At 73.3% G+C, this 22505-nt stretch carries 20 protein-coding genes; 15 read left to right on the top strand and 5 right to left on the bottom strand.

What is annotated here, in order from left to right; genetic code table 11:
- Nucleotides 1–44 precede the first annotated feature (44 nt).
- From C6361_RS15945 to C6361_RS15905, 10 genes are all read left to right on the top strand, one after another.
- Nucleotides 45–1682: an alpha/beta hydrolase gene (locus tag C6361_RS15945; protein WP_234359519.1), complete on the top strand. Its 1638-nt coding sequence runs from the start codon at nt 45–47 to the stop codon at nt 1680–1682.
- On the top strand, nt 1682–2203 hold the full coding sequence (locus C6361_RS15940; RefSeq protein WP_159079344.1) for a hypothetical protein: 522 nt from the start codon (nt 1682–1684) through the stop codon (nt 2201–2203). The genes C6361_RS15945 and C6361_RS15940 overlap by 1 nt, the downstream gene beginning before the upstream one ends.
- A 173-nt stretch (nt 2204–2376) precedes the next feature.
- Entirely contained in the window at nt 2377–3207 is an 831-nt protein-coding gene (locus C6361_RS15935; RefSeq protein ID WP_199853366.1) for a hypothetical protein, read from the top strand.
- Nucleotides 3135–3791, top strand: coding sequence for an N-acetylmuramoyl-L-alanine amidase (locus tag C6361_RS38205; protein ID WP_234359518.1), 657 nt, complete (start codon nt 3135–3137; stop codon nt 3789–3791). Before C6361_RS15935 ends, C6361_RS38205 begins: the two co-directional genes overlap by 73 nt.
- A gap of 157 nt (nt 3792–3948) precedes the next feature.
- Nucleotides 3949–4923 carry an MOSC domain-containing protein gene (locus tag C6361_RS15930; RefSeq protein ID WP_107268211.1) on the top strand — a complete coding sequence of 325 codons (975 nt, stop codon included), beginning with the start codon at nt 3949–3951 and terminating at the stop codon, nt 4921–4923.
- 289 nt (nt 4924–5212) lie between these two features.
- On the top strand, nt 5213–6931 hold the full coding sequence (locus C6361_RS15925; protein WP_107268210.1) for a serine protease: 1719 nt from the start codon (nt 5213–5215) through the stop codon (nt 6929–6931).
- A complete protein-coding gene (locus tag C6361_RS15920) occupies nt 6928–9156 on the top strand; it encodes a serine/threonine-protein kinase (RefSeq protein WP_199853365.1) in 2229 nt (742 codons plus the stop codon). Before C6361_RS15925 ends, C6361_RS15920 begins: the two co-directional genes overlap by 4 nt.
- Nucleotides 9157–9220: 64 nt before the next feature.
- Nucleotides 9221–10726, top strand: coding sequence for a VWA domain-containing protein (locus C6361_RS15915; RefSeq protein ID WP_159079343.1), 1506 nt, complete (start codon nt 9221–9223; stop codon nt 10724–10726).
- Nucleotides 10726–11874, top strand: coding sequence for a hypothetical protein (locus C6361_RS15910; RefSeq protein ID WP_107268208.1), 1149 nt, complete (start codon nt 10726–10728; stop codon nt 11872–11874). Before C6361_RS15915 ends, C6361_RS15910 begins: the two co-directional genes overlap by 1 nt.
- 8 nt (nt 11875–11882) lie before the next feature.
- The gene (locus tag C6361_RS15905; RefSeq protein ID WP_107268207.1) at nt 11883–13298 is read left to right on the top strand and encodes an extracellular solute-binding protein; all 1416 of its coding nucleotides are present in this window, start codon (nt 11883–11885) and stop codon (nt 13296–13298) included.
- Nucleotides 13299–13330: 32 nt separating this feature from the next.
- On the opposite strand, the gene C6361_RS15900 is transcribed toward C6361_RS15905, so the two are convergent.
- Nucleotides 13331–13594, bottom strand: coding sequence for a hypothetical protein (locus C6361_RS15900; RefSeq protein ID WP_107258535.1), 264 nt, complete (start codon nt 13592–13594; stop codon nt 13331–13333).
- A 242-nt stretch (nt 13595–13836) separates the two neighbouring features.
- Here C6361_RS15900 and C6361_RS15895 point away from each other — a divergent pair, with 242 nt between their 5' ends.
- Nucleotides 13837–15399: a hypothetical protein gene (locus C6361_RS15895; protein ID WP_107268206.1), complete on the top strand. Its 1563-nt coding sequence runs from the start codon at nt 13837–13839 to the stop codon at nt 15397–15399.
- Here C6361_RS15895 and C6361_RS39015 read toward each other — a convergent pair.
- The 3 genes from C6361_RS39015 to C6361_RS15880 are packed head-to-tail and all read right to left on the bottom strand — an operon-like array spanning nt 15375 to nt 17418.
- Entirely contained in the window at nt 15375–16142 is a 768-nt protein-coding gene (locus C6361_RS39015; RefSeq protein ID WP_159079342.1) for a hypothetical protein, read from the bottom strand. The two genes, C6361_RS15895 and C6361_RS39015, sit on opposite strands and share 25 nt — an antisense overlap.
- Nucleotides 16139–16807: a hypothetical protein gene (locus C6361_RS15885; RefSeq protein WP_107268204.1), complete on the bottom strand. Its 669-nt coding sequence runs from the start codon at nt 16805–16807 to the stop codon at nt 16139–16141. The genes C6361_RS39015 and C6361_RS15885 overlap by 4 nt, the downstream gene beginning before the upstream one ends.
- A complete protein-coding gene (locus C6361_RS15880; RefSeq protein ID WP_159079341.1) occupies nt 16804–17418 on the bottom strand; it encodes a hypothetical protein in 615 nt (204 codons plus the stop codon). The genes C6361_RS15885 and C6361_RS15880 overlap by 4 nt, the downstream gene beginning before the upstream one ends.
- A gap of 177 nt (nt 17419–17595) precedes the next feature.
- Here C6361_RS15880 and C6361_RS15875 point away from each other — a divergent pair, with 177 nt between their 5' ends.
- Nucleotides 17596–18972 carry an MATE family efflux transporter gene (locus C6361_RS15875; RefSeq protein WP_107268202.1) on the top strand — a complete coding sequence of 459 codons (1377 nt, stop codon included), beginning with the start codon at nt 17596–17598 and terminating at the stop codon, nt 18970–18972.
- Nucleotides 18973–18987: 15 nt separating this feature from the next.
- Here the strand turns inward: C6361_RS15875 and C6361_RS15870 are convergent, their stop codons facing one another.
- Nucleotides 18988–19791 (bottom strand): hypothetical protein, encoded by an 804-nt coding sequence (locus C6361_RS15870; protein ID WP_107268201.1) that lies wholly within the window; start codon nt 19789–19791, stop codon nt 18988–18990.
- Nucleotides 19792–19953: 162 nt separating this feature from the next.
- Here C6361_RS15870 and truB point away from each other — a divergent pair, with 162 nt between their 5' ends.
- The 3 genes from truB (at nt 19954) to rpsO (ending at nt 22405) form a co-directional block, all read left to right on the top strand.
- On the top strand, nt 19954–20886 hold the full coding sequence (gene truB, locus C6361_RS15865) for a tRNA pseudouridine(55) synthase TruB (protein ID WP_369931431.1): 933 nt from the start codon (nt 19954–19956) through the stop codon (nt 20884–20886).
- A gap of 71 nt (nt 20887–20957) precedes the next feature.
- A complete protein-coding gene (locus tag C6361_RS15860; protein WP_107258542.1) occupies nt 20958–21902 on the top strand; it encodes a bifunctional riboflavin kinase/FAD synthetase in 945 nt (314 codons plus the stop codon).
- Nucleotides 21903–22135: 233 nt separating this feature from the next.
- Nucleotides 22136–22405 carry a 30S ribosomal protein S15 gene (rpsO, locus tag C6361_RS15855; RefSeq protein WP_101370399.1) on the top strand — a complete coding sequence of 90 codons (270 nt, stop codon included), beginning with the start codon at nt 22136–22138 and terminating at the stop codon, nt 22403–22405.
- Nucleotides 22406–22505: the final 100 nt, after the last annotated feature.

Here is a 22505-nt window from a genome sequence, read left to right as displayed (position 1 = left end):
TACGACTGGCGCGCGGCTCCGGCCGGGTGCGGCGAGGAGACGTCGTGCCGGGGCTGACGTTCGAGATGGTGCTGAAGGCCGACCCGGAAGCGTGGCGGAAGGCCGCCGCCGGCTGGGACCGGCTCGGCAGGTCGACCGACGAACGCGCGGACGCGCTGGCGCTCTCGACGCGGCGGCTGCCGGACGTCTGGGAGTCCGGGTCGGCGTCCCAGGCGGCGGGTGCGCACTGCGACGCGCTACGCAAGGAGCTCGACTCCGCCTTCCCGCCGATCCTGCTGATCGCCCAGGCCCTCGCCCAGCACGGTACCGACGTCGCCGAGCTGCGCGTCCGGGCCGAGGAGCTGGTCGAGCAGGGCCGGGCCGCGCACGTCACCATCAACCCGGACGGGTCGATGACGATGGACCCGGCACACGCCAACGAGTCGACCGCGCGCTCCATGTCCAGCCTGGTGTGGCAGCGGGACGCGCTGCTCAAGGAGGCCGCCGAGCTGGACGCGCGGACCGCGAAGGCGATCGCGGAGAACACCGCGACCGCCTCCGGCACCCCGTCGGCCAAGGTGGACAGGGCGAGCGTGCCGGCCAAGGGCACCGATCCGGCCGACGTGAAGAAGTGGTGGGACTCGCTCTCCCCGGCCCAGCGCCGGTACGTCATGTCGGAGTACCCAGAGCTGATCGGCTCCCTCGACGGGGTGCCGGTGGCGAGCCGGGACATCGCCAACCGGATCGTGCTGGACCGCGACCTGGACGGGCTCACCCAGCGCCGGGCCGACCTGGACGCCCGGGAGGCGCACATCCGGGCCATGGTCGAGCAGGGGCGCGGGGCGGAACTCTATCCCGACGCCGGCAACCCGGCCGGAGCGGCGCTGGCGGAGCTGGAGAAGATCAAGGAAGAGCGGGAGCGGATCGACGGCAACCTGCGCGGGCTCAACAAGATCGACGACCGGCTGGAGGATCCGGGCAAGCCGCGGGCGTACCTGATCGGGCTCTCCACCGCCGACGACGGCCGGGCGATCGTCTCGGTCGGCAACCCGGACGCCGCCGACAACGTCCTGACCTACGTTCCCGGCACCGGCGCCGAACTGTCCAAGGTGGGCGGTGACATCGACCGGGCCGACCGGATGGCCCTGGACGCCAAGCGGGTCGACCCGAGCCAGGAGACGGCCTCGCTGCTCTGGCTCGGCTACGACGCGCCGGACTCGATCGCCTGGAACGCGCCCTTCGACGGCTCCGCCGAGAGCGGTGGGCCGGAACTCAACCAGTTCCAGAACGGCCTGCGGGCCACCCACGACGGCGAGCCGTCCCGCAACGTCGTCCTCGGGCACAGCTACGGTTCGACGGTGATCGGTCACGCCGCCACCGGCGCCGGGATCAACGCCGACGCCGTGGTCTTCGTCGGCTCGCCCGGGGTGGACACCAACTCGGCGACGGAGCTGAAGGGCGTCCCCGCGAACGAGGTGTGGGCGAGCCGGGCCGAACACGACATCATCCGGCGGGTGCCCGACTGGGACCTCGCGCACGGCAACGACCCGACCCGGGAGGACTTCGGCGGCCGGGTCTTCACCAGCGATCCCGGCAACCCGGACGACGAGGGCGCGACGCACTCGGCGTACTGGGACGACGGGAACCTGGCCCGGGAGAACATCGCGTACATCGTGACCGGGCAGAACGGCAAGGTCAGCTGATGGGCGTCCGGGGTTGGCGCGGCGGGATACTCGCGGCGGTCCTGTTGGCGGCCGGCCTGGCGACATCGGCATGTGGAGGAGACGAGGACGTGCAGCCCACCGTCACCGCCGTACAGGCGGGCCAGCGGGTCGAGGAGATCCTGCGGGAGGCGCATGCGCAGCTCCCGCCCGGCGCCGAGCTGAAGCCGTTCGGCGAGCGTGGCACGCTGCCGTGCGACGACCCGACCGACGGCGGCCCGGCCGGCCGGATCTTCGTGGAGCAGCAGTACGAGGTGGTCTTCCCGGCGAACTGGCCGGCCGACCAGGCGCTGCCCAAACTGGCCGACTACTGGCAGCAGCGCGACTACAAGGTGCTCAACGACCTGCGGGACCGCAGCGATCCCCGGCTGAGCGTCGAGGACCCGGCCGACGGCTACCGGGTCAGCGTCACCGTCTACAACCGCGCGCCGGGCTCGGTCGACATCTATCTGATCGGCAGTTCGCCGTGTGTCTGGGAGCACGGCACCCCCGACCCGCAGTGATCTAGGAGTCCGCCCGGCACTGGTCGGCAGGGCCGATCTATGCCCGGCGTAAAAATTTCCTTCAATCCGCGTTGTTAACTTGCAAGGTCTCGACATAGACGATCGTCGGCGGATACCGTACGGCCACCAACCCCCGCCCCGGGACATTTCGCTCACTCTGGAAAGGAGTGACCGTGACTGCTCGGATCCGTCGAGGCCGACTCGCCCCGCTGCTCGGTGCCGCCAGCCTCGCACTCGCGGTCGGTCTGACCGGCCAGCCCGGCTACGCCGCCCCGGACACCGCCCCCTCGACCAGCGCCATCGGCCAGCCCAGCCCGCTCGCCGCAGCCCTCGCCACCGCGGCGGCCCGCTACGACGTCCCACGGGACCTGCTCGCCGCCCTCGGCCAGGCCGAAACCCGCCTCGACGGGCACGCCGGAGCGCCGAGCGCCTCCGGCGGCTACGGCGTCATGCACCTGACCAGCAACCCGACCGTACGCAGCCTGGACGAGGCGGCCCGGCTCACCGGGCTCGACCGGGCCGTACTGCGTACCGACTCCGCCGCCAACGTCGTCGGCGCGGCGGCGGTGCTGCGGTCGTACGCCGACGACGCCGGCCTGACCGCGACCCAGCGCGCCGACCTCGCCTCCTGGTACGCCCCGGTGGTCCGGTACGGCGGTGCCACCGACCCGCGCGTCGCCCGACTCTACGGCGACGCCGTCTACGACCTGCTCGGCGCCGGTTTCAGCTCACCCGCCGGGGTCGTCGTCGCCGGCCGACCGGTGGCACCGCGACGCGGGCCGCTGGCCGGGGTGCCGGCGGTCGGCTCGGCCGACCGGGCCAGCGGTGACGTCGGCACGATGAGCACCGACTACGGGCCGGCCGCCTGGGTGCCGGCCTACTCCGGCAACTACACGGTGGCCAGCCGCCCACCCAGTACCGGATCAACTACGTGGTCATCCACGTCACCCAGGGCTCCTACGCCGGCTCGATCAGCTGGTACCAGAACCCGGCCTCCCGGGTGAGCGCCCACTACACGTTCCGCTCCTCAGACGGCGCCGTCACGCAGTCGGTCCGGGAGGAGGACGTCGGCTGGCACGCCGGCAACTGGACCTACAACACCGAGTCGATCGGCATCGAGCACGAGGGGTACGTCGACAACCCGAGCTGGTTCACCGACAGCATGTACCGGGCATCGGCGGCGCTGACCCGGAACCTGACCGGCAAATACGGCATCCCGAGGGACCGGGCGCACATCATCGCGCACTCCGAGGTGCCCGGCGCCACCCACACCGACCCCGGGGTGAACTGGAACTGGACCTACTACATGCAACTGGTCAACGGGGTGACCGGGACCGCCCCGGGCACCGTCCGCACCTCCAGCGGCTCGCTCAACGTCCGCTCCGGCCCCGGCTCCGGCCACGCCGTCGTCGGCTCGCTGGCCAGCGGCGCCGCCGTCATCGTCTACTGCCAGACGAACGGCACGACGGTGACCGGCTACTACGGCACGAGCAGCGTCTGGAACCGGATCGGCACCGGTCGCTGGGTCTCCGACACGTACGTCAACACCGGGCACAGCGGATTCGTCCCGGGCGTTCCCCGCTGCTGACCGGGGGGCCGGGGCCGGATCGGCCTTGACGGCGGGCGGCGGTGCTGCGCAGACTGGTCGACGTCGGGTCGAGAGGCGCTGCGACGGACCGGTGTCCGCCACGCTCGGCCCCCACATCCCATCGGGACAAGGGCGCCTCCGCGAGGAGGAGCCGCCGATGTCCGACCGTGTCGCGTCCCGCGCCCCGCACGGCGTCGTCCGAGAACTGATCACGTACCCGATCAAGGGCTGCGCCGCCATGCCGGTCGCCCGCAGCCAGGTGACCCCGGCCGGCCTCGCCCACGACCGCAGCTTCATGGTCGTCGACCCGGAGGGCGTCTTCCGCAGCCAGCGCCGGGACCCCGGGCTGGCGCTGGTCCGACCGGCGATCACCCCGGACGGTACCCGGCTGACGCTGCGCGCCCCCGGCGCCGATCCCGTGGAGCTGGCGGTCGACCTCGACGCGGCCCGCCGCGACGTGCTGCTCTTCGGCGCCCGCTACCAGGGCATCGACCAGGGGGAGACGGCCGCCGGATGGCTGTCGGAGGTGCTCGGCGCGCCGAGCCGGCTGGTGCGGGTACCGCCCGAGCACGACCGGGTCACCGACGGCGAGATCGCCGGCACCTCCGGGTACGCCGACGGTTCCGCCGTGCACCTGCTCTCCCGGTCCACGTTGGATCTGCTCAACGAACGGCTGCTCGGCCGGGGCGTCGTACCTGTGCCGATGAGCCGGTTCCGGCCGAACATCGTGGTCGACGGCTGGGACGTCCCGCACACCGAGGACCTGGCTGGGCGGATCTCGGTGGGCAGCGTCGGTCTGGCCTTCGCCAAGCTCGCCAGCCGGTGCGTGGTGACCACTGTCGAGCAGCGCAGCGGGCGGAAGACCGGCCCGGAGCCGCTGCGTACCCTCGCCGACTACCGGCGGATCGACGGCGGGATCGCGTTCGGCGTCAAGTACGCCGTGCCGGAGCCGGGCGTGCTGGGTGTCGGTGACGAGGTGCTCGTCGACCGGTGGCAGCGGCCGCCCCGGCTCGACCGGGTGGTGCCGACCGTTCCGGCGGCCGCCGGCCCGGCCGCTGACGCGAGCGGACCGACCCGACGGTCGACCCTGGTTCCGCTTGGTTCGCGACCGACGCCGTCGGACGAGGGATAACCTCCCGCGCACACTGTCGAGCTGGGTGCAGAGACGGGGCACGACAATCAGGACATTGCTTCGCCCCGGCACCGGACTCACGAACGGGGCAGCTCGACAGTCTCCGCGTAGAGAGCTGTCTCCGCGGACCGGGGCGGACCGCCGCACTCGACCCGGGCGGTGCGTGGCTCAGCCGTCCGTCGACCTACCGGGACAACGGTCAACCTGTGTCGTGGGGCCGAGGGTGCGGACTGATTTCCGACCTTGTTATGGGTGGCATCGATCCGACACATGCGAATAACGTTGCCGTGTGTCCCATTCGGGCAGCGCACAGTGGCGGGCGTGCATCCGGGACGATCGCGCCGCGATCCGTGGCGCCGGCATCGTCCTCGGTGACCGCCACGTGCTCACCTGCGCGCACATCCTGCTGCCGCAGATCCCCGGCGCGGAGGTCGGGCGGCCGGATCAGGACTTCCAGGTGGACCTGGTCGGACGGCGTCCCGCCGGCCCGCCGGCCCGGGGCCGGGTGGTCGACGGCTGCTGGAAACCGCCGCAGGACGACCAGCGGGCCGACCTGGCCCTGCTCGGGCTCGCCGAGCCGCTGCCGTACGGCACCGGTCCGGTACTGCGCCGGCTGCCGTCGGGAGCGCGTCGCACGGTACGGATGTTCGGGTTCCCGTCGATGGTCCCGACCGGCGTCTGGGCCCGGGCCCGGCTCGCCGGGGACGGTGGACCCGGCGGCGAGTGGATCCAACTCGACTCCGAGCCGGCCGGCCCCGCCGTGGAGCCCGGGTTCAGCGGCACGGCGGTCTTCGACGAGGAGACCGACCAGGTGCTCGGGATCGTGGTCAGCTATCTCGCCGGCCGGGATTCGGCACTCTCCTGGATGATCCCGGTCGAGACGATCATCAGATACCTGCCCCGGGTGCGCGACTGGGTCAGCGGCGACTCGGCGGTCGACGCGAGTTTCGCCGCGCCGATCGGGCCGGTCGCCACCGACGAGACGGTGGTCCGGCAGCTCACCGACTTCCTCGCCCCCGGCGCCCCGCCGGACTCCCGGATCATCGTCACCGTACCGGGTTCGGCCGCACACGCCGCCCTGCGCGACGTCGTCCTGCGGACCAGCCGCGAGTTCCGGCCCGACGGCACCGACCGGGGCGGGCCGGCGCCGGCCACCGCCGGGGAGTCGCCGCCGGGCCGGATCGACCTGGCGCTGGACGTGTCGGGCCGGACGGTGGCGGAGGTGGCCAGCCGGATCGTCAACTGGATGAGCGTCGGGGCCGACCCGGAGAAGTCGCTGGCCGACAGCATGGCCGGCGAGCCGCCGCCGATGAACCTGGTGCTCGACGGCGTGGACCGGGCCGCCGACCCGGCGGCGCTGGTCGCCGAGGTGGTGCGACCCATCGCCGACCGGGTGGCCGGACGCGACCTCCGGCTGCTGCTCGCCTTCCACGACGACCGCGCGCCGAGCCTCGGCTACGCCGCGCTCGAACTGCTGGCCGCCCGGATCACCGAGGTGCGGGCCGCGGAACAGGCCGCCCGGGAACGGTACGCCCACGTCGCCGCCCGGGTCAGGCCGGTGCGGGCCCCGACGCCGCACGAGCCGGGGCTGCGGCTCCGGCTGACCGCGCTGCGGGCCGCCGCCGCGCAACCCGGCGACACCCCGCTGCTGCCCGCCATCGAGTCCTGCCGGCGGAAGGCCGACCGGGCGCTCGACGCCGCCAGGCAGGCGCGCCGGGAACTGGGGGAACTCCTCGACCAACGCGACCGGATGCGGGACCGGCTCGACGGCTACCGGGCCGGAGTACCGGCGCCGCTGCGGGAGGACCCGGAGCTGACCGCGCTGTACCGCGAGGCCCACGAGGCACTCTGGCGCGGCCCGGCCGACCTGGCGGCCTGCGAGGTGCTGGTCGACCGGTACGCCACGACGATCCGGCGGCGGGCCGCCGAGCCGCACGACCGTGTCGCGGGGCGGGACGACCGGGGAACGCGGGGCGGTCGGGGCGATCGGCCGGGGGCGGCGCGGTGACGATCGACTGCAACCGTCCGGACTGCGCCGGGACGGTGGACGAGACCGGATTCTGCGACACCTGCGGCCGCCGGCCGCTGCCGAGCCCGGACGCCGGGCCGCCGCCCGTCGTCCCCGGCTCGACGGTCTCCAGCGGCTCGTCCTGGCTGGTCGGCGGCCTGGTGCCGCTGCCGGAGCTGGAGCCCGCCGACCCGGTCAGCCGGCTGCGCGGCGACACCGAGGTGCCGGAGTCGAGCCGGTTCTGCGGCAACTGCGGGGCCCAGGTCGGCCGGAGCTTCCGTGGCCAGCCCGCACTGCCGAAGGGATACTGCGGCCACTGCCGCAGCCCGTACTCGTTCGTGCCCGAGCTGCGCCGGGGCGACCTGGTGGCCGACCAGTACGAGGTGGACGGCTGCCTGGCCCGGGGCGGGCTCGGCTGGGTCTACCTGGCCCGGGACACCCACCTCGACGGCAACCCGGTCGTCCTCAAGGGACTGATCAGCAACGACGAGGCGGCGCTCCGGCTGGCGGTCGCCGAACGCCGCTTTCTGACCACCCTCGACCACCCGAACATCGTCCGCATCTTCAACTCCGTCACCCACCGCGATCCGCGTACCGGCGAGCAGGCCGGTTACATCGTGATGGAGTACCTCAACGGGCAGTCGTTGCAGGACGTGCAGGTGGCCGCCGCCCGGCGTACCGGGGCGCTGCCGATCGAGCACGTGCTCGCGTACGGGCACGAGATCCTCGCGGCGATGGAGTACCTGCACGGCCGGGGCCTGCTCTACTGCGACATGAAGCCGGCGAACGTGATCCGCTGCGCCGACCGGATCAAGGTGATCGACATCGGCGGCGTACGCCGGATCGACGACGACAGGAGCCCGAGGGTCGGTACCGACTTCTTCCAGGTACCGCCGGACGAGATCGGCCGGCACGGCCTGACCGTCCGGTCCGACATCCACACCGTCGGCCGGACTCTCCAGGTGCTCTTCGAGGTCAGCGACGAGGGACGCCCGTCGGCCCCGGCCGGCGCCGACGGGATCGCCTTCGGCGTGGAGTCGTTCGTCCGGCTGGTCAACCGGGCCGTTGCCGGGCACGACCGCCGGTTCGCCACCGCCGCCGAGATGTCCCAGCAGCTCAAGGGGGTACTCCGGGAGTTGCTGGCGCTGCGCACCGGCCGCCCACACCCGGTGCGGTCCACGGTCTTCGCCCCGACCCCGGTGTTGCTGGACGGCGGGCTCGGCGCCGTACCCGGGCTGGACGTCTGGATCAGGGGCACGACGAACGTGCTCGACATCGCGCCGCCCTCGCCCTCCTGGGCGGCCGGCGGGCTGCCGCTGCCGATCGTGGACCCGGACGACGAGGCGGTGGAGCTGCTCGCCACCGCCGGGGCGGCGGACCCGCGCGGCCTGATCGAGAAGCTGGCCAACTCCGGTCTGCGCTCGGTCGAGGTCCGGCTCGCGCTCTGCCGGGCGTACCTGGAAGCGGGCGATCCGGGCAGCGCGGCCGGCACCCTGGACGCGGCGGTCTCCGACCTCGGCGCCCGGGCCCGGCACGACTGGCGGATCCGCTGGCACCGGGGGCTGCTCGGGCTGGCCCGTGCCGACGTTCCGGCGGCCGAGGCCGAGTTCAACGCCGTCTACGCCGACTGCCCCGGCGAGATCGCCCCGAAGCTCGCCCTCGGCTTCTGCGCCGAGCATCTCGCCGAACACGACTGGGCGGCTCGCTGCTACCAGGCGATCTGGCGGCGCGACCGGAGTGAGGGCAGCGCCGCGTTCGGGCTGGCCCGGCTGCGGCTGCGCGACGGCGACCGGGCCGGGGCGGTGCGGATCCTGGACGAGGTACCGAGGGAGACCCTGCACTACGAGCGGGCCCGGGTCGCGGCGGTCCGCATCCTCTGCGGCCGGCTGCCGACCGGCGGCCCGACCCGGGCCGATGTCGCCGAGGCGGTACGCCGGCTGCCGGCGCTGCACCTCGACGGCGGCAACCAGACCGGGGAGGCCAGGGACCGGCTGACCGCGCTGGTCCAGGCGGCGGCGCTCGGCCTCTTCCGCACCGGCAGCACCCGCGCGGAGAACGGGCTCGGCGACGGCGGTGAGGTGCTCGGGCCGGAGCCGACCGAGGAGGACCTCCGGCGGCGGCTGGAACGCTCGATGCGGGTGCTCGCCGCGCAGGCCCGGACGCCCGACGACCACGGCGCACTGGTGGACCTCGCCAACGCGGTGCGGCCGAGGACCCCGTGGTGACGGCCCGACGGCCCGTGTCGAGGGCCGGACGGGAGGCGGTGACGATCCGATGGGAGATGCCGGCGTGACACCAGGACCGGGCGGAAGTGGCCCGCCACACGCCTTCGGGCTGGAGATCGTGCAGAACCCGTACCGGTCGACGTCGGACACCGGGATGGCGGTCGTGCTCAGGGTCACGGCGCGGTCCCCGGCCCAGGCGGTGATGCCGGCGCCGACCGCGGCCGGCGTGGTGGTGCTGATCGACTGCTCCAGCTCGATGGGCTATCCACAGGCCAAGATAACGGCGGCGAAGCAGGCCACCCGGGCCGCGATCGACGCCATCCGGGACGGCAGCAGCTTCGCCATCGTCGCCGGCACCGACACCGCCCGGATGGTCTATCCCGAACGGGCGACCACGGCGGTGGCCAGCGACAGCACCCGGGCGGAGGCGAGGCGGGCCACCGGACACCTCTACGCCGGCGGTGGCACCGCGATGGGTGGCTGGCTGCGGCTGGCGGACCAACTGCTGCGACCACACCCCGACCTGGTGCGGCACGTGATCCTGCTGACCGACGGCCGCAACGAGCACGAGACACCGGAACAGCTCGAAGAGGTGCTGACCGGCTGCGCGGGCAACTTCGTCTGCGACGCCCGGGGCATCGGCGAGGACTGGGACCATCGCCAACTGTTGCGGATCACCTCCGTGCTGCGCGGCACGGCCGAGGCGATCGGGAACGTCGACGAGCTGGTCGCCGACTTCGAGTCCATCATGGACAGGACGATGGGCAAGCAGGTGCCCGACCTGCGGATCCGGCTCACCACCGCCCCCGGCGTACGGGTCCGGTCGGTACGCCAGGAGACGCCGACGCTCTCCGACCTCACCGAGCACGCGACCGTACTCGACGACCGGACCACCGAGTTCTACACCGGTTCCTGGACCGACGACGAGAACCGCGACTTCCTGGTGGAACTGGCGATCGGCTACGGGTCGAACGATGACCGCCCGCCGCTGGAGGAGGAGTTCCGGGCCGCCCGGGTGGACCTGCTGATGGCGGGCGAGCGGTGCGCCGACCCTCGGCCGATCGTGCTCTGCTGGACCGACGACCCGGTGGCGCCGACCCGGATCGAGCCGTTGATCGCCCGGCACCTCGGCCAGGAGGAGTTGGGCGACGCCGTCACCGCCGGCTGCGACGCCCTGGAGGCGGGGGACCGCAGAACCGCCGAGGCGCAGCTCGGCATCGCCCTCGGGCTGGCGGAGCGGCTCGGCAACACCGAGGTCCTGCACCGGCTGGCCGGGCTGGTGGAGGTCACCGGCGACCCCGACCGGCCGGTACGGCTCAAGGAGGGCTGGACCCGCAGCGCGCTGCTGCGGGTCGGGGTCAGCTCGGTGATGGCCGGCGGCGCCGAGTCGCCGTGGGAGGCTCCCCAGCCGCGCACGCCCCGATCGCCGGGGCCGCCGTCGCCGGAGCCGGGGACGGCCGCCGCCGACCAGGTCTGTCCCTGCGGGCGGATCTCGCCGCCCGACGCGACGGCGTGCGAGGTCTGCCGCCGCCCGTTCGGCGAGGCGGCGGCAGTTGGCGAGGGGGCCTGATGGTGGGACCGACGGCGGCCGGCGGTGCGGTGCGGCCGAGCACCACCCGGCGTACCCTGCTGCGCCTGCTCGGCTGCCTGCTCGGCGCGACGGTGCTGGTGCTGACCAGCTCGCTCGCCGTGATCTGGGGCACCCATCGCACCGCCGAGACGGTACGCACCCGGAGCCTCCCCTCGGTGATGGAGCTGGCGGCGGTGCGTACCGCCCTGGTCCGGGCCGACACGGCGGCGATCACCAGTTTCCAGACCCGGCAGGCCGAACTGGTCGGACCCGGCGAGGAATACCAGAACCAGATCGCCGCCGCCAGCCAGAGCCTGGCGCAGGCCGCCGAGGACATCGGATCGGGTGACAGCAGCAGCCGGCAGATCCAGGTCGTCGAAGGGCTGCTGGTCACGTACATCAACCTGATGGGGCAGGCGCACGCGCACTACGGGCAGAGCGGGCCCGGTGGTCTCACCACCGCCTATGCCTGGTACGCCTCCCGGCTGCTGCACTCCGACGGCGGAATCCTCGCCCAGATCGACGCGATGCTGGCGGCGGAGACCGCGACGCTGGAGGTGCGGCTCTCGTCCGGGTGGCTCAATCCCTGGGTGACGCTGGTCTGGGCGGTGCCGGTACTCCTCCTGCTCCTCCTGCTCGTCGGCGCGCAACTCTTCCTGCGCCGACGGTTCCGCCGGGCGGTCAACTGGGGCCTCGCCGCCAGCACCCTGCTGCTCGTCGTGCTCGCCGCCGGTACGTCGTTCGTGCTGGTCGCGAAGGAGCAGTCGGCCGACGCCCACGCGGAACTGTCGGAGGTCCGCCGGCTGTCGGCGGGACAGTCCTCCAGCGCCGACCGCGAGGGCATCGTCGCGCTCGACGCACTCCTCGCGGAATTCTGCCCCCGGCAGGACGGCTGCCAGGTGAGCAGCGACGTGTTCCGGAGCAGTTCCGACGCCGGAGCCCCGGCCGCTGCCCCGTCCCCGTCCGCGACGCCGGTCGCCGACCGCGACGTACTCCGGCACGCGGCGGAGGTCGACGAGCAGGCGGCGCTGGCCACCGGGGCGACGTCCGGTGCGTTCGTCGTGCTGCTGCTGACCTCGCCGATCGCGCTCCTGGTCTGGCTGGGGCTGCGCCCGCGCATCGAGGAATACCGGTACGGGTCGAGATGAGGCTTTCCATGCGACGCAGGCTTGCCCACCTGGCCCTGCTGCCGGTGCTCGCCCTCGGGGTGGGCCTGGGCGGCTGCCTGGGCCAGCGTGACGCGGAGACGGTGACGGTGCTCGCCTCCTGGACCGGCGCCGAGGAGGCGAGCTTCCGGCAGGTGCTGGACACCTTCGAGGAGCAGTACGACGTCGAGGTCGACTACCGGGGCACCCGGGCCGTACGGCAGATCCTCCTCGCCGAGGTGCAGAAGGGCGCCGCGCCGGACGTCGCGGTGCTGCCGACCCTGAGCGAGATGGCGGCCTACCTGCGACGGGACGTACTCCGACCGCTGGATGGCGACCCCAGGTCGTCGATGAGTCCGCAGTGGCGCCGGCTGGCCCAACTCAACGAGGGCGACGGACTGGACGTGGTGCCGATCAAGGCCGACCTGAAGAGTCTCGTCTGGTACGTGCCGGGACGGGTGCCGTTCGGCGCGGCGGGGCCGCCGCGAAGCTGGGAGGCGCTGGTCGAGACCAGCGAGTCGCTGGCGCAGGCCGGCAGGACGCCGTGGTGCCTCGGCATGAGCGCCACCCCGGGCTCCGGCTGGCCGGGAACGGACTGGATAGAGGACATCCTGCTGCACCGTTCCGGGGTGGCCGCCTACGACGCCTGGTCGGCCGGCCGTCTCGGTTGGACCTCGCCGGAGGTACGGGCGGCCTGGGACGCCTGGGGCAGGCTGGTCGGCTCTCCGGGGATGGTCCGGGGCGGCAGCCCCGCCGCCCTGTTGACCGAGTTCACCGACGCCGGCAAGCCGATGTTCACCAGCCAGCCCGGCTGTCTCTTCGAACACCAGGCGTCGTTCGTGATCGGCATGCGGGCCGGCTATCTCGAAGACGAGTCGAGTGGCGCCATCCGGGCGGCGGACGTCCTCGGCGCGGACTACTTCCCCTTCCCGACCTTCGACGGCGGCGCCGCTCCTGACGGTGCCGGTCCTGACGGTGCCGCTCCTGACGGTGCCGGACGGCGGGACGGCTCGATGGCGTCGGCCGACTTCGCCGGGCTGTTCAGCGACAAGCCGGCCGCCCGCCGCCTGATCGAGTTCCTGGCCACCGACGAGGCGCAGCGAATCTGGCAGCAGAGCAGCGCCGGCAGCTTCTTTTCGGTCAACCGGGACGTCCGGCCCGGTGACGGGGGCGCGCCGGGCGGCGTCGACAGGCGGCCGGAGGTGACCCGGAGGATCGCGGAGACGCTGACGGCGAGCCCGAGCCCACTCTGTCTGGACGCCTCGGACGTGATGCCGGCGGAGATGGCGAACGCCTTCCAGCACGCGGTACTGGTATACCTACAGGACCCGGAGCGGCTCGATGCGCTGCTGGGAAACCTCGAACAGCTGCGCGCCGGCACCGATCCGGACGAGTGGCTGCGCGGCGCGTGCAGCGGCCCGGAGTAGCCGGCGAACTGTCGTGCCGGGCAATGTGGTCATCAGCCGAGGACGTTCGCGTATTCGCGGGCTGCAACGGCGCTGCCCTGGATCATGGTCGCGGCCTCGGTGAGGCGCTGCTTCGTCTGCTCGGCCCGGTTGATGGCTTCGGCGATCTTCGGGTGGCCGGTGCCGGCGGCGACCGCCCGGAGCCGGGTGAGGACCTGTTCGGTGTTCTCGATGGCCGACCGAATCTGGTTGAGGGTGCTGTTGCCCTGGTCAGCAGCCTGAGCAAGCGCGGCTTTGACTTCCTCGATGCTGGCCATGCGATCCTCCCGACTACCCCGACTACCCCGACTACCCCGACTACCGGCTGGGCGGGATGGCGTAGGGCCGGATCGGCGTAGCGGAAGCAGCGCCCACCATCACGCCCGCGTGGTCGACCGAACACTATCCGAGGTAGACAGTGTGTGCAGCCCTGCACGATCGCGCCCTTCAGATGGTCGGGCAGGTGCAGCACCCGTCGAGTCGCCCTCGCCGCGCCCCGCTCGACGGTACCCTGTGGCCCGTGATCGGCGTCTCGGACGTGACGGCGGTGGCGCCACGGACGGGGACCTGGGCGCCGCGCCGTCGCCGTACGCTCGGCGCGGCGCTGCTGGAGGCCCTCGCCGTGCTCGGCACCTCGCTGCGCCTACTGCTCCGGCACTGGCCGGTGCTGTTCGCGCTCTACTTCGCCGGGGCGGCGGCCCGGGAGTTCGTCGTACTCGGCGCGGTGCAGGTCAGCAAGATCAATGGCGTACTGGGTCTGCTGGTCGTCGTCCTGGGGCCGATCGCCACCCTGACCGCACTGGTACTCATGCTGCGCGCCCTCCGCCCCTCCCTGCCCTGGCTCGCGGCCGCCACGACCGAGCCGGAAGCTTCCGGTGCGACCGAGCCGACGGATCCCGCCACGGCCGAGCCGGCGGGGGACGGGGGACATCGGCCGCCGCGCCGCAGGACGCTTCTCGACCACCTGGGCAGCGCGCTGGTGCCGTTCCTCGCCGTCTACGCCTCCTGGGGATATCTCCAGGAGGATTTCACCGACTACTTCTACCAACTCTTCGTCGACATCTACCTCTCCGACGCCGCCATCTTCATTGATCCCGGACAGGTCGCCGAGAACGCGGAGCGCCGTATGCCGCTCGACATCACCGGCACCATCGTGGCGGTGGTGGCCGTCGCGGTGGTGCTGCGCTGGCTGTTGGGCAGGTGGCAGGAGCGGTCCCGGATGGGTTGGCTCGGCATTCCCGGCGCCTACGTCGAGGTCATCTGGATCTCCGTCGTCGCCGCCACGGTCGCGCAGGCACAGGATCCGCTGCTGCAATGGCTCCAGGAGCGCCGGGTCGTCGGCTGGCTGCTGGACTCCTGGCACGGGCTGGTCGACCGACTCGGGCCGCTGTCCGGGCCGGTGCGCGCCACGAGCGAGTTCCTGCTCAACGCGGCCGGCTCGGTGCAGGTGGCCGTCGTCGTACCGCTGGCGTGGCTGGCGGTCGGCGCGGTCGTCTACGGCCACCGGCTCACCCCGCCGCCGCCGTCCGAGGCCGACCTGGTGGAACGGGCCGCCCGACGGTGGCGGGCACTGCCCCGACCGGTACGCGTCGTCGGCGCGAACCTCGGTGCCGACCTCCGGGAGCGGTTCGCCCCGATGGTGCACAGCCTGCGGCTGATGGTACGGGCCGGCCTGGCCCCGATGCTCTTCTTCTGCCTGGCCTTCCTGCTGGCCCAGAGCGCCCGGGAATGGCTGTGGGAGGCGGAGCGGCTGATCATCGGCGGGCAGGACCTGGAGTCGGTCTGGATGCCGCTCTCCGGGCGGCTGACCATGCTCAACGACGCGGTAGGCACCGTGCTGCTGGCCTGCCTGCTCGGTGCCGCCGTCGACCGGGTCCTGCGGATCCAACCGCCCCCGACATCCGCCACCGAGGAATCCGCCACCGAGGAGTCCGTTACCGAGCCATCCGCCGCCGGGCCGTCCGCCGCCGAGGCATTCGGCACCGAGGCATTCGCCGCCGGGACGTCGGCGACCGGCAGCCCGGCCGGGAGCGGCCAGCCGGGGGGCGGGCCGGGGGATCAGCCGACCGGCAGCCGGGCGTAGCGCGGTCGCTGGGTCGCCTTGACGATCCGCAGCGCCACCGGGGTGGCCGGGCGAGGCAACAGAAAGTACGCCTCCACCTGCAACGTCCGCTCCGCGGGGTCGTCCGCGACGCAGCCCGGGCTCGACAGCCCGGCCCCGCTCAACTCCGGCGGGTTCGCGCTGAACAGCCGACCCTCCCGGTCCTCCAGATAGTGCAGGCAGCCGATCAGCGTCTCCGGCGCGGAAAGCTCGAACGCCAGCTTCGCCCGCCAGAGGCGTACGCCGGCCGGCAGTGGGAGCGGTCGGTCGTCCCGGCCCGGTACGGACGGCGCCTCGACCAGTTCGACCAGACGGATCCGGGCACCGGCGAAGGTCGCCCACCCGTCGGCTCCGACACCGACCGGTTCGAGATACTCCGCCTGGGAGTACCGCTGGTAGCCGTCCTTCACCCCCGGGCCGAGCGCCAGGACGAGGGCCGGGAGCAGGGCCAGCAGCCCCCACCGGTTACGCCGCCACCAGCCGACCTGCCCGGTGCCTACGCCGCCGGAAGCGACCGGCGCGGCCGGGGTGGTGGGCGGCGGCGGGCCGGATTCGACCACGGGAAGCACGGCGGTGTCGACCTCGGCGTACCGCAGGATCACCGTCGGCGGGCCGGTCCACGGCGGTGGCGGAGCCAGCGGGTCCCGGCGGGGCGGCGCGGGCGGCGGCGGGGCGAGCGCGTCCAGGCCCCGGCCGGCCGGGATCGACGGTGGCGGCTGGGTCACGGCGCCACCGCCCGTGCGCCGGCCAGCGGTACCGGTGCCGAGGCGCTCGCCCACTCGTCGACGCGCGCCCGGTCGAGCGTGGGCAGCGGCACCTCGGCCAGGTCGTCCATCCGGATGTCGACCTGCTGCTGCCCGAGGTGTGCCGTGAGTCTGGTCGCCGCGTCCCGGGGCACCTCGAAGGCCAGGTCACCCTCGACGGGTATTCCCGGCTGGAGGACCCGGCCCGCGCCGACCAGCGACTGGGTGAACCGGGTGGTGGCCCGGAACGTCCGGTCCCGCTGGTCGCGCAGGGCCGCGTACCCGATGCTGGTCGCCCGGTCCCGGGTCGTGAGGCGGACCCGCAGCACGATCCAGACCCCGGCGGTGTCGTACGCCTCGCCGCCGGTCGCCACCTTGGCGGCGCCCCGGACGTCCAGCACCGCCGCGTCGAAGACCCGGGTCGAGACCGTCTCGCCGAACCGGCCCGCCTGGACGAACGGCCGCTCACGGGCCTCCGCACCGCCGCCGTTGACCGGGCGCCAGTTGGCGATGGCTCCGCCGACGGCCAGCGCCGCGACGATCAGGGTGCCGGCGCCGGCCCGCAGGCCCAGCCGCCCCACCGGGCCGGGCGGCGCCCGGTGACTGGTGACGGAGTCGGGCTCCGGGTGCTCGGCGGGTACGGTCATCCGGCCCTCCGGTCCTGCACCGGCACCTCGACCTCGGCCCGCCGCTCGGAGTCGCGCCACTCCCAGGTGTCGCTGACGGTGTCGAGGCGCCGCGTCGTACCCCAGACCTGCACCGTCGCGCTCTCTGGCACGGGGGTGCTGTCGTCCTGCTGCCAGAGGAACGCGAGCTTTTCGGGCAGGCCGGGATTGAGATAGTCCGGCCTGCTGCCGTCGCGTACCAGCAGGACCTGGCTCGCCCGCTCCTCCGTGACCCCGGCGACACCGGTCAGCCGGACGGCGTCCCGGAAGTCGGTACGGCTCTCGTCGGCGGTGTTCTCGACCGTCGCCAGTACGGTGAACCAGCGCCTGCCGTCCCGCAGGTAGAGCGTCGGCAGCTTGCCGACCAGCCTGCTGCCGGTCACCGTGACGTTCCACGGCCCGCCGTCGACGACCTCGCCGACCGCGACCGTCGGCACCTCGGGCTTCGTCACCGTGTCCAGGCCGCCGAAGAGGCCGGACGCGGCGAGCCCGGCCACGCCGGTGCCGAGCCCCAGCCAGCGCAGTGGCACCGCCAACAGTCGGGCGCCCAGCCCCGATCGGCCCGCTCCCGGCCCCCCGCCGTGGTTCGACACGGTTCCGGAGCATAGGCACTGGTCGCTGTGCAAGCCAGTCGCGGCGCGTCCGGGTCCACGTGGTGGACGCACAGCCGGGGCAGCTCGACAGTACGCCGTCGAGGCTTCCCCCACCTGGATAGGTAAGCGATGCTATGCCTTGCGTTCCTTACACCCGTCATGCCAGGATCGTTCCCGATGAGCCAGCCCAGCGTCCCGACCCCGGAAGTCGCCCCACCATCGCCGGAAGCCGCCGGCCCGGCGCCGAGGGCGGTCGACGCGTCCGCGCGGCGGATCCTCGGACTCGCCCTGCCCGCCCTGCTGGTGCTGGCCGCCGAGCCGCTCTACGTGCTGGTCGACACCGCCGTACTCGGGCACCTCGGGTCGGTGCCGCTGGCCGCGCTCGCCGTCGGCGGACCGGTGATGACCCTGGTCGTCTGGATCGGCACCGTCACCGCGTACGGCACCACCGGGCGGGCGGCCCGCCGGTTCGGGTACGGCGACCGGGCCGCCGCCGTGGCCGAGGGAGTCCAGTCGTCCTGGCTCGCCCTCGGCGCCGGCCTGCTGCTGGCGGTCGCCATGCAGTTCGCGGCCGGCCCGCTGGCGCGTACCGTCGCCGGAGGCGGATCCCCCGAGGTGGCCGACGGCGCGGCACTCTGGCTGCGGATCGCGGCGATCGGCGCCCCCGGCCTGCTGCTGGCGGCGGCCGGCAACGGCTGGATGCGCGGCGTCCAGGACACCCGGCGGCCGCTCTGGTTCGTGCTCGGGCCCAACCTGCTCTCCGCGCTGCTCTGCCCACTGCTGGTCTATCCGGCCGGCCTCGGCCTGCCCGGCTCGGCGATCGCGAACGCGGTCGCGCAGACCCTCTCCGGGCTGCTCTTCGCGGCCGCGCTGGTCGCCGAGCGGGTGCCGCTGGCGCCCCGGCCCCGGGTGATCGGCCGGCAACTCGTGCTCAGCCGCGACCTGCTGATCCGGGGCGCCGCCTTCCAGGCCAGCTTCCTCTCCGCGACCACCGTGGCGGCCCGGTTCGGGGTGGCCGCCGTCGGCGCGCACCAGATCGCCCTGCAACTCTGGTTCTTCACCGCGCTGCTGCTCGACGCGCTCGCCATCGCGGCCCAGGCGCTGGTCGGAGCGGCGCTCGGGGCCGGCGACGCGGCCAGCGCCCGGCTGCTGGGCCGGCGGATCGCGATCTACGGCGGCATCTGCGGCGTCGCCTTCGCGCTGATCATCGGCGCCGGTGCTCCAGTGGTGCCGAGCTGGTTCAGCGACGATCCCCAGGTACGCGAGCAGGCCATGATCGCCTGGCCCTGGTTCGTCGGGATGCAGCCGCTGGCCGGCGTGGTCTTCGCCCTCGACGGGGTGCTGATCGGTGCCGGTGACGTCCGCTTCCTGCGCAACCTGACCGTGGTCAGCGGCTTCGGCGTCTTCCTGCCGGCGATCTGGCTCACCTTCGCCCTCGACCTCGGCCTCGGCGGCATCTGGGCCGGGCTCACCCTCTTCATCGTGGCCCGGCTGGTCGGACTGCTGCTCCGGATGCGCTCCGGCCGCTGGGCCGTACTCGGCGCCACCCGCTGACGCCCCACGAGCCGGCTACCGGCACACCTCGACGGCGGTACCGGTCGCCGGTGAGATGCGCCCGTCCCGGAACGGCTCGCAGGCGACGTTCTCGGCCGCCGCCGCACCGTCGTGCAGGTGCAGGCCCCGGGACTCGACGTCGGCGGCGGTCTCCGGTACGACGTGCCAGACCAGTTCGTCGGTCACCGTCACCAGGTTCCGGCCGGCGGTGACCGTCGACACCTCGAACGGGTAGACCCAGGTGTAGGCGGTGCTGATTTCCAGCCGGGGCGCCCCGTCGACTCTGATCTCCCGGTATGTCATCTCCCCGTCGACCCGTGGCTCGAACTCGGCCAACGGAATCCGGCCGTGCGCCTGGGTCACGTAGTACGGCGCCGACCGGGCGGTGAAGTCGGTGCGTAACCGGGACCGGCTGGCGGGGGCGAGCAGCGCCAGGAAGACGCTCGGGTCCCGGTCCGACACCATCGCCGGGTCCAGCCGGGCGGCGGCCAGCGCCCGGCGGACGGACTCCAGCGCCGCCCCGACCTCGTCGGCGGTGAACGTGTCGGTCGCCCGGGGCTCCGGCGGGTCGATCCCGGCGATCCCCTCCCGGTATCTGGCGGCCTCGGTACCGACGAACGCGTTCACCTCGCTCAGATAGCTGGGTGTGCCGGGCGGGGCGGTCGCGACGTCCCAGATCATCATCCCGAACGGTACGAAGATCGCGCCGACGATCGCCAGGGCCAGCGTCTTGAGACCGTGGTCCTGGAGCCAGCTCCGCAACCGGCCGGGTGGTGGCGCCTCGGGACTGGCGACCCGCATCCAGTCGGGGAGCGTCACCCCCTGATCAGTCGCGGAGGTGGGCGGGGAGGAGGTCGGTTCCTGCTGTGTCGGTGCGGCTTCGGGCACGACTCCCCCGGGGGTGGGTCTGGACGGTCGCGGAAGCTTCCCACATCCGATGCCCCGGCAGGGACCGCCGCCGGATGCTGGTGGTCCGGCCACCTGCCGGTGCGCTGCCGCTCTCTGGCACGCTGGTATCCCGTGAGCAGTGACGGTCTGATCGTGGTCGACAAGCCCGCCGACATGACATCGCACGACGTGGTGGCCCGGATCCGCCGGCTGGCCCGGACCCGCCGGGTCGGGCACGGCGGCACCCTGGACCCGATGGCCACCGGAGTGCTGATCATCGGGGTCGGTCGGGCCACCCGGCTGCTGACGTACGTGATCGGGGCCGGCAAGGGTTACACCGCGACGATCCGGCTCGGCCAGTCGACGGTGACCGACGACGCCGAGGGCGAGGTGGTCGCCACCGCCGACGCCGCCGGGGTCACCGAGGAGGCGGTACGCGCCGCTGTGCTGCCGCTGACCGGCGAGATCGACCAGGTGCCGAGCGCGGTCAGCGCGATCAAGATCGATGGACAGCGGGCCTACAAGCGGGTACGCGACGGCGAGGCGGTCGAGTTGGCCGCGCGGCGGGTCACCGTCTCCCGCTTCGACGTGCTCGGCCTTCGTCGCGACACGGTCGACGGGGTGGCCGTGCTGGACGTGGACGTGGCGGTGGACTGCTCGTCCGGGACGTACATCCGGGCACTCGCCCGGGACCTCGGCGCCGCGCTCGGGGTCGGCGGGCACCTGACCGCGCTGCGGCGTACCGCCGTGGGCGGCTTCACGCTGGCCGAGGCGACGACCCTGCCGGAGCTGGAACAACGCGCCCCGGACGTGGTCGGGCTGACCGTCGAGGCGGCGGCCCGGCGGTTCTTCCCGCAGCGCCAGGCCAGCGCGGACGAGGCGAAGGTGCTCTCGCACGGCGGTCCACTCGACCCGGGCGGCATCACCGGGCCGTACGCGGTCTTCGATCCGGCGGGTGGCCTGATCGCTATCGTCAGCGACCGGGACGGTCGGGCCCGGGCGGAGATCGTGCTCGCCCCGGCCTGAGCGAGCGGCCGTCGGCGGGCAGGCGCCGGGAAGTCGGCGGGGCAGGCGCAGGGAAGGAGAAGGGATCAGGGATGCAGCGGTGGCGGGGGTACCACGGGGCGCCGGTCGGCTGGGGCCGGTCGGTGGTCACCATCGGGGTCTTCGACGGGATACACCAGGGGCACCAGGCGATCATCGGGCACGCGGTGAAGCGCGCCCGGGACATGGGCGTGCAGTCGGTGGTGGTCACCTTCGACCCACACCCGGCCGAGGTGGTCCGGGCCGGTTCCCATCCGGCGGTACTCACCGAGCCGGCCCGCAAGGCGGAGCTGATCGAGGCGCTCGGGGTGGACGTACTCTGCGTGGTGCCGTTCACCCCCGACTTCTCCCGGCTCTCGCCGGAGGCGTTCGTGCACGACGTACTGGTCGAGCAGTTGCACGCCGCGCTCGTGGTGGTGGGGGAGAACTTCCGGTTCGGCCACCGGGCGGCCGGTGACGTGGCCCTGCTGGAGCGGCTGGGTCGTACCTTCGGCTTCGGCGTGGAGGGGGCGCCGCTGGTCGCCGACGCCGACACGGTCTTCTCGTCCACCTACATCCGGGCCTGTGTCGCCGCCGGTGACGTGAGCGCGGCGGCGGCGGCGCTGGGCCGGCCGCACCGGCTGGAGGGTGTGGTGGTCCGGGGCGACCAGCGGGGGCGGGAGATCGGCTTTCCGACCGCCAACCTGCTCTGCCACCGCTATGCGGCGGTGCCGGCGGACGGGATCTACGCGGCCTGGCTGATCCGGCGGGGCGGCCGGGCGGGCCAGGGCGCCGAGCGGCTCCCCGCCGCCGTGTCGATCGGCACGAATCCGACGTTCTCCGGCCGGGAGCGCCGGGTCGAGGCGTACGTGCTGGACTTCTCCGGCGATCTCTACGGGGAGCGGCTCGCCCTGGACTTCGTGGCGTACCTGCGGGAGATGCGCAGCTACGACGGCATCGAGCCGCTGATCGCGCAGATCGAGGCCGACGTCGAGCAGACCCGCCGGGTGCTCCGCTGACGCCGCTGCGGTCAGGCCGGCGCTGAGCAGGCAAAACCCGTCCAACCGGAGCGATCCGACCAGGTCGGGCGTGCCCTTGACTCGGCCGTACCGGAGCAGGCTGGTAATCTGACGGGGACGTCGGGTTACCGGCGTGGCCTCGCGTGCCTGCACGACGCCGCGGGTGCGAGGTCGCCCCGACCCGGTCCACCGACCGGCCGAGGGCGGACACGACAATCCAGGAACAGGGAGATATGGCGCTCGACCAGGAAAGCAAGGCCAAGATCCGCCAGGAGTACGCGACCGCCGAGGGTGACACCGGTTCGCCCGAGGTGCAGGTGGCGGTGCTGACCAAGCGGATCGCCGACCTCACCGAGCACCTCAAGGTGCACAAGCACGACCACCACAGCCGTCGTGGTCTGCTGCTGCTGGTGGGTCGCCGTCGGCGGCTACTCAACTACATGCAGAAGAAGGACATCAGCCGCTACCGGTCGCTCATCGAGCGACTCGGCCTGCGGCGCTGAGCTGAGCGGGGGAGCGGCCGCTCCGGTGCCGGTCCGGCGACACGAGATCGCCGACGACACCGACGGGCAGCCGCTCCACCCGCCCACCTCGCCACACCCG

It is taken from the genome of Plantactinospora sp. BC1 (assembly GCF_003030345.1).
Lineage (GTDB): Bacteria > Actinomycetota > Actinomycetes > Mycobacteriales > Micromonosporaceae > Plantactinospora.
The sequence above is the reverse complement of the archived record's forward strand: the minus strand, read 5'-3'. Positions and strand labels throughout refer to the sequence as shown.